The sequence below is a fragment of the Terriglobales bacterium genome, assembly GCA_035457425.1.
Classification (GTDB): domain Bacteria; phylum Acidobacteriota; class Terriglobia; order Terriglobales; family Acidobacteriaceae; genus JACPNR01.
This window is the reverse complement of record DATIBR010000192.1, coordinates 1-13,216: the sequence shown is the minus strand read 5'-3', so window position 1 is coordinate 13,216 and position 13,216 is coordinate 1. Positions and strand designations below refer to the sequence as shown.

General features: G+C 67.3%; 13 protein-coding genes. 9 read left to right on the top strand and 4 right to left on the bottom strand.

All coding sequences use genetic code 11. The features are described from left to right. The first annotated feature begins 25 nt into the window (after positions 1–25). Complete coding sequence (locus tag VLA96_15060) at positions 26–697, top strand: OmpH family outer membrane protein (GenBank protein HSE50525.1); 672 nt, start codon at positions 26–28, stop codon at positions 695–697. A 176-nt stretch (positions 698–873) separates the two neighbouring features. Then, positions 874–1,593 carry an energy transducer TonB gene (locus VLA96_15055; protein ID HSE50524.1) on the top strand — a complete coding sequence of 240 codons (720 nt, stop codon included), beginning with the start codon at positions 874–876 and terminating at the stop codon, positions 1,591–1,593. A 355-nt stretch (positions 1,594–1,948) separates the two neighbouring features. On the opposite strand, the gene lepA is transcribed toward VLA96_15055, so the two are convergent. Continuing rightward, positions 1,949–3,751 (bottom strand): translation elongation factor 4, encoded by a 1,803-nt coding sequence (gene lepA, locus VLA96_15050; protein ID HSE50523.1) that lies wholly within the window; start codon positions 3,749–3,751, stop codon positions 1,949–1,951. Between the two features lie 155 nt (positions 3,752–3,906). On the opposite strand from lepA, the gene VLA96_15045 reads away from it, so the two are divergent. The 3 genes from VLA96_15045 to VLA96_15035 all read left to right on the top strand — a co-directional run bounded on the left by VLA96_15045 (position 3,907) and on the right by VLA96_15035 (position 6,863). Next, on the top strand, positions 3,907–4,857 hold the full coding sequence (locus VLA96_15045) for a PEGA domain-containing protein (GenBank protein ID HSE50522.1): 951 nt from the start codon (positions 3,907–3,909) through the stop codon (positions 4,855–4,857). A gap of 64 nt (positions 4,858–4,921) precedes the next feature. Then, positions 4,922–6,409, top strand: a complete 1,488-nt coding sequence (locus VLA96_15040; protein ID HSE50521.1) for an amidohydrolase family protein — start codon at positions 4,922–4,924, stop codon at positions 6,407–6,409. A gap of 154 nt (positions 6,410–6,563) precedes the next feature. Further along, entirely contained in the window at positions 6,564–6,863 is a 300-nt protein-coding gene (locus VLA96_15035; GenBank protein HSE50520.1) for an antibiotic biosynthesis monooxygenase, read from the top strand. 115 nt (positions 6,864–6,978) lie between these two features. Here the strand turns inward: VLA96_15035 and treZ are convergent, their stop codons facing one another. Beyond that, entirely contained in the window at positions 6,979–8,694 is a 1,716-nt protein-coding gene (gene treZ / locus VLA96_15030) for a malto-oligosyltrehalose trehalohydrolase (GenBank protein HSE50519.1), read from the bottom strand. A gap of 170 nt (positions 8,695–8,864) precedes the next feature. Here treZ and VLA96_15025 point away from each other — a divergent pair, with 170 nt between their 5' ends. Further along, complete coding sequence (locus VLA96_15025) at positions 8,865–9,419, top strand: Maf family protein (protein HSE50518.1); 555 nt, start codon at positions 8,865–8,867, stop codon at positions 9,417–9,419. A gap of 86 nt (positions 9,420–9,505) precedes the next feature. Here the strand turns inward: VLA96_15025 and VLA96_15020 are convergent, their stop codons facing one another. Both VLA96_15020 and VLA96_15015 read right to left on the bottom strand, forming a co-directional pair. Continuing rightward, positions 9,506–9,673, bottom strand: coding sequence for a twin-arginine translocase TatA/TatE family subunit (locus VLA96_15020; protein HSE50517.1), 168 nt, complete (start codon positions 9,671–9,673; stop codon positions 9,506–9,508). Between the two features lie 81 nt (positions 9,674–9,754). Further along, the gene (locus VLA96_15015) at positions 9,755–10,969 is read right to left on the bottom strand and encodes a M20 family metallopeptidase (protein ID HSE50516.1); all 1,215 of its coding nucleotides are present in this window, start codon (positions 10,967–10,969) and stop codon (positions 9,755–9,757) included. Positions 10,970–11,050: 81 nt separating this feature from the next. On the opposite strand from VLA96_15015, the gene fabZ reads away from it, so the two are divergent. The 3 genes from fabZ to lpxI form a co-directional block, all read left to right on the top strand. Further along, on the top strand, positions 11,051–11,548 hold the full coding sequence (fabZ, locus tag VLA96_15010) for a 3-hydroxyacyl-ACP dehydratase FabZ (GenBank protein HSE50515.1): 498 nt from the start codon (positions 11,051–11,053) through the stop codon (positions 11,546–11,548). Positions 11,549–11,552: 4 nt separating this feature from the next. Further along, positions 11,553–12,377: an acyl-ACP--UDP-N-acetylglucosamine O-acyltransferase gene (lpxA, locus tag VLA96_15005; protein ID HSE50514.1), complete on the top strand. Its 825-nt coding sequence runs from the start codon at positions 11,553–11,555 to the stop codon at positions 12,375–12,377. An 88-nt stretch (positions 12,378–12,465) separates the two neighbouring features. Further along, a partial coding sequence (gene lpxI / locus VLA96_15000) for a UDP-2,3-diacylglucosamine diphosphatase LpxI (protein ID HSE50513.1) occupies positions 12,466–13,216 on the top strand: 751 nt, incomplete at its 3' end.

Sequence of the window (13,216 nt, the reverse complement as noted above, 5' to 3'; positions counted from 1 at the left end):
ACACCGAAGGAGTTCACGAGAAACAATGAATCGCACGCACGCACGTATCGCCCTGGCCCTGGCCGTCATCCTGTCGCTCACCGCATTCGCGCAGACCACGCGCGCGGCCGCCTCGCCGGCGCCCGCTTCGCCTGCCGCCCCCGCGCCCACCAAGGTCGGCATCATCAACATGCAGATGGCCATCCTGGCTTCCAACGAGGGCCAGCGCGACTTCGCCGCCCTGCAGAAGCGCTTCGACCCCAAGAGCGTCGAGATCAAGACCAAGCAGGACGAGATCAAGGCGCTCCAGACCCAGATGCAGACCCAGGGCGACAAGATGAACGAGGACGCCCGCCAGAGCCTGCTCCGCCAGATCGACCAGAAGCAGACCGCCCTCAAGCGCCTCGCCGAAGACGCGCAGAAGGATTTCCAGACGCAGTCCAACGACATCGGCAACGCCATCGGCACCAAGATCTTCAAGACGCTCGACAAGTGGGCGACGGCCAACGGCTTCGCCGTCATCATCGACGTCGGCAACGAGCAGAACACCAACGTGCTGTGGGCCGCCCAGGGTGTGAACATCACCCAGGCCGTGGTCGAGGCCTACAACACCGAGTCCGGCGTGCCGGCGCCGCCCAAGCCCGCGGCCGGCGCTCCTGCGGCGCCTTCCGCCACGCGCCCGGCACAGCCACAGCCGACACCGACCAAGCCGCGCTAGTTCCCGGCTCCCGGAAAATAAAGCCGCCCACGCGGGCGGCTTTTCTTTTTCTCCCTCCGTCGCCGCGGTGTCTTTCGCGCAAACGGGTGGGCGCGGAGCGAGCGCTGGCCCGCGCGAGCACAGCGCGAGGGCCCGAAGCGGCTTGCTGCCCCGCCCTCGAGAAGAAGAGGTGAGAGATGTTCGACTCCGTTCTGCTGGAAGTCCCGCGCGCCGAGCGCCGCCGCCGCAAGCTCGCGCTCGTCGCTACCCTCGCCGGCGAAAGCCTGGTCATCGCCGCGCTCGTCGCCGTGCCGCTGCTTTACCTCGACGCCATTCCCGGAATGTCGGTGCACGCGCAGGTCCTGAACGTACCGTTGGGCCAGGCGCCGGCATCGGATCGGGATCAGCGGCCCGAGCCGGGCGGCGGGAACAGTCATGGACCATTCCTCGGCGGTCCGAGACCGATCGTGCGCAACATGTCTCCTGCGCTGCCGTATGGTCCCGCGCGGCCTGATTTTGTCGGAGAGACGATCCCCGAATTGCCCTCCACCGGACCGAGCGGCTGTTGTGGCGTGCCCGGTGGCGATCCCAACGGATTCGTACCACCGCCGCGCCCGGTCAGGGGTCCCGAGAAGCTCGTGCTCTCGCGCCTCGACCCAGGCATGATCGTCCATCGCGTCGAGCCCGCGTATCCACCGCAAGCGAAGCTGATCCGCGTACAAGGAGAAGTCATCCTGCACGCGGTGATCGCCAAAGACGGCGGGGTTGAAAGCCTCCGCGTCGTCAGTGGCCATCCCATGCTCGTCGGAGCTGCACTCGAGGCGGTACGGCAGTGGCGCTTTCGTCCCTACTATCTCAACGGCTCACCCATCGAGGTCGAGGCGCAGGTCACCGTCCGCTTCGTCCTCGGCGACTGAGGAGGAGAAGCCCGCGGCCGGACGCTTCCCCACGTCTGGCCGCGGTTCCCTTCATTGGGAGCCGGAAGAATTTTCCGCCGCGCGGTGGAAAAGCCTGTGAACAACGCGGGCGTGTGAGGGAGGTTACGAAATGATTTCAGTCAGTTACGCAGATTGCATCCATTCTGCGGCAACCGGCAAAGTGGATTGGAATGAGCGGGTTGGGCTTCTAAGGCCCGGCGCGGCCTCCGTCGCGCGGCCGTCGGGGAACCCGCCGCCGGCGCGCCTGGGAGTTTTGCACATGCGCCATGCACGGAGGTGCGTGAACCCCGCGTAAGAACTGCCTTTGCTGCACGCGCCCCGGTGCGAAAAACGCCTACTCTTCGCCCACGCGCAGCACGGCCAGGAAGGCCTCCTGCGGGATGTCGACCTTCCCGATGCGCTTCATGCGCTTCTTGCCTTCCTTCTGCTTCTCCAGCAGCTTGCGCTTGCGCGTGATGTCGCCGCCGTAGCACTTCGCCAGCACGTTCTTGCGGATCGCGCCCACCGTCTCGCGCGCGATGATCTTCGCGCCGATGGCCGCCTGGATCGCCACTTCGAACATCTGCCGCGGGATGAGCTCTTTCATCTTCGCCGCCAGCGCGCGCCCGCGCTCGTACGCGAAGTCGCGATGCACGATGAGCGAGAGCGCGTCCACCGCCTCGCCCCCCACCAGGATGTCGAGCTTCACCATCGGCGACTCCCAGTAGCCCGACAGGTGGTAGTCGAGCGACGCGTAGCCCTTCGACACCGACTTCAGCCGGTCGTAGAAATCCAGCACGATCTCCACCAGCGGCAGCTCGTAGGTCAGCATCACGCGGTTCGCGCTCACGTATTCGAACGCCTTCTGCTTGCCGCGCTTCTCTTCCACCAGCTTCAGGATGTTCCCCACGAACTCTTCGGTCGTCAGGATGGTCGCCAGGATCACCGGCTCCTCGACCTTCTCGATCTCGGTGGTGTTCGGCCAGCGCGAGGGATTGTCGACCTCGAGCACGCTGCCGTCCGTCTTGGTCACCTTGAAGCGCACGCTGGGCGCCGTGGTGATGAGGTCGAGCTTGTGCTCGCGCTCCAGCCGCTCCTGGATGATCTCCATGTGCAGCAGGCCCAGGAAGCCGCAGCGGAAGCCGAAGCCGAGCGCCGCCGAGCTCTCCGGCTCGAAGAAGAAGGAGGAATCATTCAGCCGCAGCTTCTCCAGCGCCTCGCGCAGCGCGGTGTGCTCGTGCGCATCCACCGTGTAAAGCCCCGCGAACACCATCGGCTTGATCTCTTCGAACCCCGGCAGCGCGTCGATGGCCGGCCGGTCCTCGTGCGTGATGGTGTCGCCGATCTTGGTGTCGCCCACGTTCTTCAGGTTGGCGATGAGGAAGCCGACCTCGCCCGCGACCAACTCATCGATCACCACCGGCTTGGGGGTGAGCACGCCCAGCCCCTCGATGGTGAAGATCTTGCCATTCGACCACAGCCGGATGCGGTCGCCCATCTTCAGCGTGCCCTGGAACACGCGCGTCAGCACCACCACGCCGCGGTACGGGTCGAACCAGGAGTCGAAGATGAGCGCCTGCAGGTGCGTCCGCGCCAGGCCTTTCGGCGGCGGGATGCGCTGCACGATCGCCTCCAGCACCTCGGGCACGCCGTCGCCCGTCTTGGCCGAGACCAGCAGCGCGTTCGAAGCGTCCAGCCCGATGGTCTGCTCGATCATCTCCTTCACCCGCGGGATGTCGGCCGACGGCAGGTCGATCTTGTTGATGACCGGGATGATCTCGAGGCCATGGTTGATCGCGAGGTACGCGTTGGCCAGCGTCTGCGCCTCCACGCCCTGCGAGGCGTCGACCAGCAGCAGCGCGCCCTCGCACGAGGCCAGCGAGCGCGAGACCTCGTAGCTGAAGTCCACGTGCCCGGGCGTGTCGATCAGGTTGAGCTGGTACTCGGTGCCGTCCTTCGCCACGTACTTCATGCGGACGGCGTGCGCCTTGATGGTGATGCCGCGCTCGCGCTCCAGGTCCATCGCGTCCAGCACCTGGGCGTGCATCTCGCGCGCGGTCAGCGCGCCCGTCAGCTCCAGCAGCCGGTCCGCCAGGGTCGATTTCCCGTGGTCGATGTGCGCGATGATGGCGAAATTGCGGATGAACTGGCGGTCCATATGTGGGCGGCGCTGCGCGGGTAATCTCCGATTCTAACATCCGCCTTCTGCCCACCCTCAGGTAGGCGCCGGCGACCTCGCCGGCGCATGCGTCACATCCTCCGCGCTCCCGTTTTGCTATACTCCGCGCAAAATCCCATCTCAGGGAGTGCCCCTTGCGTCTCGGCCGCGTCATGCTGCTGCTCGCCTTCGCCATGCTCGTGATGGCGAGCCGCCCCGCGCGCGCCCAGTGCAATACCGACTACCGCACCACCCAGTTCTCCGAGACGCTCTTCAAGGAGAACGACTGCGTCCGCTTCACCGTCGCCCACCTGCACGTCAACCTGCTCCTGCTCTCGGTGGTGAACTGCTACGGCTTCCTGGACATCACGCGCGACCGCATCGTCTACCACTCCGTCGACGTTCCCGGCCACTCCATGAGCTTCACCCGCGCCGAGATCTCCGAGACCAAGGACTGGGACAACTTCGCCCACTTCGTCATCAAGGGCAAGAACTACAACTGGCTGCACGTGGAGCCGCGCGTGGTCGACAACCGCATCCAGGTCAACGCCGTCGACAACAAGGGCCTGACCTACAAGGCGAGCGAGCTGCTCAGCTTCGTCAACAACTTCGATACCGCCCTTGCGCGCCTCAAGGCGGAACTCAAAGCCAAGGAGCCGCCGCCGCCCGCCCCGCCGCCCGAGCCTCCCAAGCCGAAGATCGCGCGCCTGACCGTGAACTCGCAGCCCGGAGGGGTCGAGGTCTATCTCGACGGCCGCTACCAGGGCCGCACCAGCGAGCGCGGCGAGCTGGTCGTCGAGGCGCCGCCCGGCGACCACGAGCTCCGCCTCAGCCTGCCCAACTACAAGGAATGGTCGCAGGTCGTCGCCTTCCAGGCCGAGTACCAGGCGCGCCGCGACGTCGCGCTCGAAAGCGCCGGCCCCAAACCGCTCTCCGAGAAAGACGTGGAGGAGGCGCTCCTCAACGGCCTCGCCAAGGTCCGCATCATCACGCTGGTCGAGAAGTACGGCGTCAGCTTCTCGCTCAACGCCGAGATCGAAGGCTCGCTGCGCGCCAAGGGCGCCGACAGCGAGCTCCTGCTCTCCATCGCCAAGAATAAAAAGTAGCGCCGGCGGCCCGCCGGCTGTAGCGGCGGCGGCCCCGCCGCCGCTGGTTTACAATCCCTCCCCCATGAAGAGCCTGTTCGTTCTGCTGCTCCTCGCCGCCTCCGCCGCGCCACAGAACCTCTCGCCCGCCGTGCAGCAGTACGTCGCTGACGACCGCCGCGAGATCGGCATCACCCACGTCCGCATCATCGATGGCACCGGCGCCCTCGCCAAGGAAGACCAGACCATCCTGATCGTGAATGGCCGGATCCTGCGGATCTTTGGCCCGAATGAGAAGCTCAGCCCCTCCAAAGACGAAATGCCCATTATCGAGAAGGGTCGGCCGTGGAAGATGAAGGTCGAGAAGCTCATCGACGGCACCGGCATGACGCTGCTCCCCGGCCTCGTCCTGCTGCACGAGCATATGTTCTATCCCGCCGGCGGCGGCGTCTTCCACGAGATGCCCTACAGCTTCCCGCGGCTCTATCTCGCTGCCGGCGTGACCTCGCTGCGCACCGGCGGCTCCATCGAGCCCTACACCGACCTCGAACTCAAGAAGCTCATCGACTCCGGCAAGTCGGTGGGCCCGAAGATGCACGTCACCGGTCCCTACCTCGAAGGCGCGGGCGCCTTCACACCGCAGATGCATGCCATCGCCACGCCCGAAGACGCGCGCGCGACCGTTGCCTTCTGGGCCGACCAGGGCGCGACCTCCTTCAAGGCCTACAACGTCATCACGCGCGCCAACCTGAAGGCCGCCATCGACGAGGCCCACCGCCGCGGCCTCAAGGTCACCGGCCACCTCTGTTCCATCGGCTTCCGCGAAGCCGCCGAGCTCGGCATCGACGACCTCGAGCACGGCCTCATCGTCGATACCGAGTTTTTCCCCGGGAAGAAGCCCGACGAGTGTCCCAGCTCGAGCAAGGCCTACGTCCACCTGGCGACCATGGACGTCAACGGCCCCGAGATCCAGCAGACCATCCGCACGCTGGTCGAGAAGAAGGTCGCCGTCACCTCCACCCTGCCGGTGTTCGAGATGTTCGTGCCCAACCGCTCGAACCCCGCGCCGCAGCGCGTGCTCGACGCCATGAGCGACACCGCCAAGACCATGTTCCTCTCCTCGCGCGCGGGGCTCGACGACCCGGTTCGCAACCAGCAGCGCTACGGCAAGCCCGAAGCGCCCTGGGGACGCCTCTTCCAGATGGAAATGCAGTTCGAGCGCGCGTTCGCCAAGGCCGGCGGCCTGCTCGTCGCCGGCACCGACCCCACCGGCAACGGCGGCGCACTCGCCGGTTTCGGCTCGCAACGCGAGGTCGAGCTGCTGGTCGAAGCGGGCTTCACGCCGCTCGAAGCCATCCAGATCTGCACGCAGAACGGCGCGCGCTACCTCGGCATCGAGAAAGAGGTCGGGACGATCGAGGTGGGCAAGGCCGCCGACCTCATCCTGGTGAAGGGCTCACCCGACAAGAACATCGCCGACATCGAGAACGTGCAGATGGTCTTCAAGGACGGCGTCGGCTACGACCCGCAGAAGCTGGTCGACTCGGTGCGCGGGCTGGTGGGCATACGCTGATGGTGGAAGAGCGGGCCTTCAGGCCCGCGTCCGGCGCTCCTTTGCCGCGGCCTTTAGGCCCGGGCTAAAGCCCAGCATCCTTTTCGCCGCTCACGCGGCGCGGAAGCGCCGCTCTTCCACCGAGCTGAACCGCTGGGCATTTACAATCGCCAACATGCTGCAGATCATCTGGGAATACCGCGTGCACCGCGAGCAGGCCGCCGCCTTCGAGAAATACTATGGCCCCGACGGCGACTGGGCCCATTTCTTCCGCCAGGGCGCCGGATACCTCGGAACCATCCTGCTGCGCGACCGCGAGCACGTCGACCACTACGCCACCATCGACCAGTGGGACTCCGCCGAGGACTTCCACCGCTTCAAGGAAAAGTTCGCCGCGGGCTACCAGCAGCACGACGCCCACTGCAACCAGTTCACCATCGACGAGCGCCTGGTCGGGTACTTCGATACGCCATGATCCGGGTACCGCGGCCGCCCCCGGCCGCGGCTTTGGACTTGATTGTCATTCCGAGCGAAGCGCGAGTCCGCGCAGCGGATGAGCGCGAGTCGAGGAACCCCTATCGCCTCGATGCTCAGCCCTGAGGACTCACGCGCACGGCATAGCCGTCTTCGTAAGATTCCAGCAGCGGCTTCCCCGCAGCCGGCGGCAGCGCCGCCCCGGCCTTCAGCCCCGCCTGCACCACCAGGCTCCCCACTCTCATCGTGAGCACGGCGCCCTCGAGCCGCACGTCGCACTGCCGGTCCGTGCCGGCGACCCACTCCCGCCGCAGCTCCAGCAGGCGGCGATACCACTCCCACATCTCCCGTTGGCCCTGGTCTGTCCACTGTCCACCGTCCACTGGCCACTGAAGCTTCGACCGCTCGAACGTCTTCGCGTCCTCGGGATCGGGTGTGTCCGCAAAACCGAACTTCTTGAACTCCTTCTTGCGGCCCGCGACCACCGCCTTGCGCAGCGCCGGGTCGCCGAAGCTGGTGAAGAACAGGAACGGATTCCGCTCGTCGTACTCCTGCCCCATGAACAGCAGCGGCGTCTCGGGCGCGAGCACCAGCAGCGCCGCGGCCAGCTTGCGCGCGCCCCGCGGGACGAGCTGCGTCAAGCGCTCGCCGTGCGCGCGGTTCCCGACCTGGTCGTGGTTCTGCAGGCACAAGACGTGCTGCTCCGCGCGCATCCCCGCCGGCTTGCTCCCGCGCGGCTTGCCCCAGTATGCGAAGTGCTCGCCCTGGAAGCAGAAGCCCTCGCGCAGCGCTTTCGCGATCTGCTCTCCCCGGCCGAAATCCTGGTAGTAGCCGGCGCGCTCGCCGGTGAAGAACGCGTGCACCGCGTGGTGGAAGTCGTCGCTCCACACCGCGTCGAGCCCGTAGCCGCCGCGCTCCGCCGGCGCCACCAGCATCGCGTCGTTCGCGTCCGACTCCGCGATCACCACCGCCGGGCGCCCCGCCTCCGCGCCCGCCGCGTGCGCCGCCTCCGCCACCTCCGCCAGCACGTGCCGCGCCGAGTGGTCATGCATGGTGTGCACCGCGTCGAGCCGCAGCCCGTCCATGTGGTACTCCCGCACCCAGTACGCGGCGTTCTCCACGAAATACCGCCGCACGCCCGCGCAGCCCGCGCCGTCGTAGTTGACGGCCTCGCCCCACGGCGTCTCGTAGCGGCCGGTGAAGTACGGTCCGAACATCCGCAGGTAATTCCCTTCGGGCCCGAGGTGGTTGTAGACCACGTCCTGCACCACCGCGAGCCCGGCGCGGTGCGCCGCATCCACCAGGCGCTTCAGCCCGACCGGGCCGCCGTAGCTCGCCTGCACCGCGTAGGGCGAGACGCCGTCGTATCCCCAGTTGCGCGCGCCGGGAAACGCCGCCACCGGCATCAGCTCCAGCGCGGTGACGCCCAGCCGCTTCAGCTCCTCCAGCCGCGGGACGACCGCCTCGAACGTGCCCTCCGGCGTGAACGTCCCCACATGCAGCTCATAGAGGGCGTAGTCGCGTAGCTTCAGCCCGCGCCAGCCCGCGTCCGTCCACTCGAACGCGGCCGGGTCCACGATCTCCGTCGGCCCGTGCACGCCCTCGGGGAGGAAGCGCGACACCGGGTCCGGCACCGGCTTGTTGTCGTCGACGAGATAGAAGTAGCGGTCGCCCGCCTGCGCGGCGGCCTCGAGCGACCACGAGCCGTCCGGCTCGCGCCGCATCTCGCTCGCCCCAGGCGACCCGACGATCTGCAGCCTCACCTGCCGAGCGCTCGGCGCCCACACCCGGAACATGGTCGTCCCGCCGTTCACCGTGGCGCCAAATCGCATGGTTGGGGATTCTACGGGAGGCACCCGGATTCAGATGAGCGAACTGGTTCACTTGTTGACTGGTTCACTGGCTCATTTCCGACGCTGCGGATATCCTGCTTAGCTCCGCGGCCGGCGGCATGCCGCCCGCCGTCAGCCGCTTTTCAATGAACCAGTCAACCAGTCGACAATTGATTCTGGCCTCCGCTTCGCCGCGCCGCGCCGAGCTGCTGCGCAACGCCGGCATCGCCTTCCGCGTCGAGGTCTCGGACCTGGAGGAAGCGCGCGCGCCGCACGAATCGCCGCGCCACTACGCCGAGCGGCTGGCGCGCGACAAGGCCCGCGTGGTCGCGCACCGCTTCCCCGCCGCGCCGGTGCTCGCCGCCGACACCGTCGTCGTGGTGGGCGACGACCTGCTCGAAAAGCCCGCCGATGCCCTCGACGCCGCCCGCATGTTGCGCCTGCTTTCGGGCCGCGCGCACCAGGTCACCACCGGCGTCTGCCTGATCGCGCATGGCAACGAAGACGTCCGCAGCGCGACCACCACCGTGGATTTCGACCCGCTGAGTGAGCGCGACATCGCGGACTACATCGCGACCGGCGAGCCCATGGACAAGGCCGGCGCCTACGCCATCCAGGGTCGCGCCTCGCGCTGGATCGGAAGACTCGAAGGGGATTACTTCAACGTGGTGGGACTTCCGGTCGCGCTGGTCACGAGGATGCTGCGGGAAGCTTCCTTAATGTGAGGGGTCATGCTGAGGAGCCCGCCGTGGCGGGCGAGCGCTTTCTCCGGCTCGCGAGCAGCGACGAAGCATCTTGGGGATGAGCCGAGCTAGCTCTTCTTCTCGGACTCGCCGCCGCTCTCGCCGTCTTTGACCGCCGACTTGAAGTTGCGGATGCCCTCGCCCAGCCCCTTGCCGAGTTGCGGCAGCTTGCCGGCGCCGAAGATGAGCAGCGCGATGCCGAAAAGTATGAGCAGTTCCAGGACGCCTAGTTTCATCACTCCTCCGTGCTGTCCACGATTGTAGGCTGCGCGCCAGCCGCGGTCAAAATGTGCGCCCTCGACCTCGCGGGCGCGCTCCTACCACCCGATCCCCGCCACGAGCAGCGCCACCAGCGCCGTCCGCCGCGGGATCTCCTCGATCAGCACGCTCTCATTAGACGCATGAGCGCCCTCGCCGACGGCACCCAATCCATCGAGCGTCGGGATCCCCAGCGCGGCGGTGAAGTTCCCGTCGGAGCCGCCGCCGGTCCCGGCCTCGCGCACCTCCAGCCGCAGCGCGTCGCCCGCCTGCCGCGCCAGCTCGAACAGCCGCGCCACGCCTTCCGAGCGCTCCATCGGCGGCCGGTTCATCCCGCCGGTGATCTCCAGCCGGCAATTCCTGTTCTTCGGCTTCAGCCCGCGGAACTTCTGCTCCACCGCCTCCGCGTCATCCAGCTTCTTGATGCGGACGTCGATCTCCGCGACCGCCTCCGCCGCGATCACGTTGGTCCGCGTCCCGCCGCGGATCACGCCCGGGTTCACCGTCAGCCCGCGCTCCAGGTCGGTGAACGCCGCCACGTCGAGCAGCTGCCGCGCCAGCTCCAGGATCGCGCTGTCGCCCTGCGTGAAATCCACGCCCGCGTGCGCCGCGCGCCCGCGCACCTTCAGCGTGTACTCGCCCACGCCCTTGCGCCACGTCTTGAGCGCGCCCTGCGCCCCTTGCGAGGGCTCGCACACCAGCACCGCCGCCGACTTCTTCGCCAGCGTCTCGGTGAGCTTGCGCGAGGTGTCGCTGCCCACCTCTTCGTCCGAGACCAGGAACACCGTGACCGGCCGCGGCAGCCCGCCCGCCACCTCGCGCAGCGCGCCGATGGCATAGAGCATCTGCGCGATGCCGGTCTTCATGTCGTAGACGCCCGGGCCCCACAGCCGGCCCTTCTGCACCTGGAACGGCATGACCTTCAGCGTCCCGACGTCCCACACCGTGTCGGTGTGCCCCAGCAGCAGGATGGGCTTTGCGTTGGCGTTGCCGTTCTTGCCCGCCGCGAACTCCACCTGCAGGTGGTCGCCGAACTTCCGCTGCGGATGCAGCGTCACCTTGCCGCCGACCGCGCGGAACTCCTTCGCCAGGTGCTGCACCAGCGCGTCCACCGCCGGCTTCGAGCTCGACGGCGACTCCGTCTCCACCAGCGTCTTGATGGTCCCGACCATGCGCGGCTGGGCGCGCGCCAACCACTGCAGCAGCGCCTGCCCCAGCTCGCGCGAGACCCCGTTCGTCTCCGCCGTCTTCTTCTTGGTCGCGCTTTTCGGCATGTTTACTAGGCAACGCCCGGCTGGGTAGGCCGGGCGGAGGGCATCCACTATAATCATCCGCCTGATTCTTGTCCCGTCTTCATGACTGACCACTCCAAGTCCGCCGTTGCCGAGCCCGAGACCGGCAAGAAGACCCTCGACATCGTCGAGATCATGCGCATCCTGCCGCACCGCTACCCCTTCCTGCTCATCGACCGGGTGGTGGACCTGGAGCGCAAGCAGCGCATCGTCGCGCTCAAGAACGTCACCATCAACGAGCCCTTCTTCCAGGGACACTTCCCCGGCTTCCCCATCATGCCGGGCGTGCTCATCGTGGAAGCCATCGCTCAGGCCGGCGGCGCGCTGCTGCTCACCGAGATCGCCGACCGCGACGGCAAGCTCATGTTCTTCACCGGCATCGAGCGCGCCAAGTTCCGCAAGCCCGTGCTCCCCGGCGACCAGCTCCGCCTCGAGGTCGACGTCCTCGCCTGGCGCATGACCGCCGTCAAGATGCAGGGCAAGGCCTACGTCGGCGACAAGCTCGCCTGCGAGGCGGTCGTCACCTGCCAGCTCGTCTCGAATCCCGGCCAGAAGGCCTAGCCCCGTGGCCACGCGCAAGGCGAAGCCTCGGGGAACGGGAAACCGGAAACGGGAAACGGTTCACCCGACCGCCGTGATTCACCCCTCCGCAAAGATCCACCCCACCTGCAAGGTCGGACCGTATTGCGTGATCGGCGCCGGCGTGGAGCTCGGCGAAGGCACCGAGCTGATCGCGCACGTCGTCGTCCACGGCCCCACCAAGATCGGCAGGCACTGCCGCTTCTTCCCCTACGCCGCCATCGGCATCGAGCCGCAGGACCTCACCTACCACGGCGAGCCCACGCGCCTGGAGATCGGCGACCACACCGTGGTGCGCGAGTGCGTCACGCTCAACCGCGGCACCACCAAGGGCGGAGGCGTCACGCGCATCGGCAGCCACTGCCTGATCATGGCGTACTCGCACGTCGGGCACGACTCGGTCATCGGCGACCACGCCATGCTGGTCAACGGCGCTACCCTCGCCGGCCACGTGACGGTGGAAGAGTGGGCGGTCGTCGGCGCGCTCTGCCCCGTCCACCAGTTCGTCCGCATCGGCGCGCACAGCTACGTCGGCGGCGGCACCACCATCACGCAGGACGTGCTGCCCTTCTCCAAGACCTCCGCCGCGCGCGAGAATCGCGCCTACGGCATGAACTCCGTCGGCCTCGAGCGCCGCGGCTTCTCCAAGGGCCGCATCCAGAAGCTCCACCACGCCTACCGCGTGCTGCTCGCCTCGAAGCTCAACACCTCGCAGGCGCTGGAGAGACTGCGCGCCGAAACCGACGTTGGCGAGGACGTACGGTACCTGATCGACTTCATCGCGAAGTCGGAGCGCGGCGTGATCAAGTAGTGGTTTTGATTGTCATTCCGAGCGAAGCGCGAGTCCGCGTAGCGGATGAGCGCGAGCCGAGGAACCCCTATACAATCCACACTCATCCGTGAGCGCTAAGGGAAAACTCGGGCTCATCGCCGGCAATGGACAGTTCCCCTTTCTCGTCGCCGACGCGGCCACTTCGCAAGGCTACGAATTGGTGGTGGCAGCGATCAAAGAGGAGACTTTTCCCGAGCTTGAGAAAAAATCCTCCAACTTCCACTGGCTCTCCCTCGGCGAGCTCTCCAAGCTCATCGACACCTTCAAGCGCGAAGGCGTCTCAACCGCCGTGATGGCCGGCCAGGTGAAGCACAAGCAGATCTTCAGCTCCATCAAGCCCGACTGGAAGCTGGCCAAGCTGCTGATGTCGCTGACCACGCGCAACACCGACTCGCTCATCGGCGCGGTCGCGAAGGTGCTCGAGGACGAAGGCATCCACCTCATCAGCTCCACCGCGCTGCTCGAGCCGCTGCTCGCCAAGCCGGGCGTGCTCTCGAAGCGCGCGCCCAACGAAGCCGAGCAGGAGAACGTGGAGTACGGCCGCGCGGTCGCGCGCCACCTCGCGCACTACGACATCGGCCAGACTGTCGTCATCGCCGACGCCGCCTGCGTCGCCGTCGAGGCCATGGAAGGTACCGACGCCACCATCCTGCGCGCCGGCGAGCTCATGCGCTCGCTCCCCGGCGATGCCTCCACGCTCTCGCGCGCGCTCACCGTCGTCAAAGTCGCGAAGCCGAATCAGGACATGCGCTTCGACGTCCCCGTCGTCGGCCTGGCCTCCATCGCCACCATTCAGCGCGCCGGCGCTACCTGCCTCG

Excerpts from the sequence above, each read along its gene's own strand:
- VLA96_15060 (HSE50525.1), top strand. The coding sequence starts at position 26 with ATGAATCGCACGCACGCACGTATCGCCCTGGCCCTGGCCGTCATCCTG.
- VLA96_15015 (HSE50516.1), bottom strand. The coding sequence starts at position 10,969 with ATGCCGAAAAGCGCGACCAAGAAGAAGACGGCGGAGACGAACGGGGTC.
- VLA96_15020 (HSE50517.1), bottom strand. The coding sequence starts at position 9,673 with ATGAAACTAGGCGTCCTGGAACTGCTCATACTTTTCGGCATCGCGCTG.
- treZ (HSE50519.1), bottom strand. The coding sequence starts at position 8,694 with ATGCGATTTGGCGCCACGGTGAACGGCGGGACGACCATGTTCCGGGTG.
- fabZ (HSE50515.1), top strand. The coding sequence starts at position 11,051 with ATGACTGACCACTCCAAGTCCGCCGTTGCCGAGCCCGAGACCGGCAAG.
- VLA96_15035 (HSE50520.1), top strand. The coding sequence starts at position 6,564 with ATGCTGCAGATCATCTGGGAATACCGCGTGCACCGCGAGCAGGCCGCC.
- lepA (HSE50523.1), bottom strand. The coding sequence starts at position 3,751 with ATGGACCGCCAGTTCATCCGCAATTTCGCCATCATCGCGCACATCGAC.
- VLA96_15040 (HSE50521.1), top strand. The coding sequence starts at position 4,922 with ATGAAGAGCCTGTTCGTTCTGCTGCTCCTCGCCGCCTCCGCCGCGCCA.
- VLA96_15055 (HSE50524.1), top strand. The coding sequence starts at position 874 with ATGTTCGACTCCGTTCTGCTGGAAGTCCCGCGCGCCGAGCGCCGCCGC.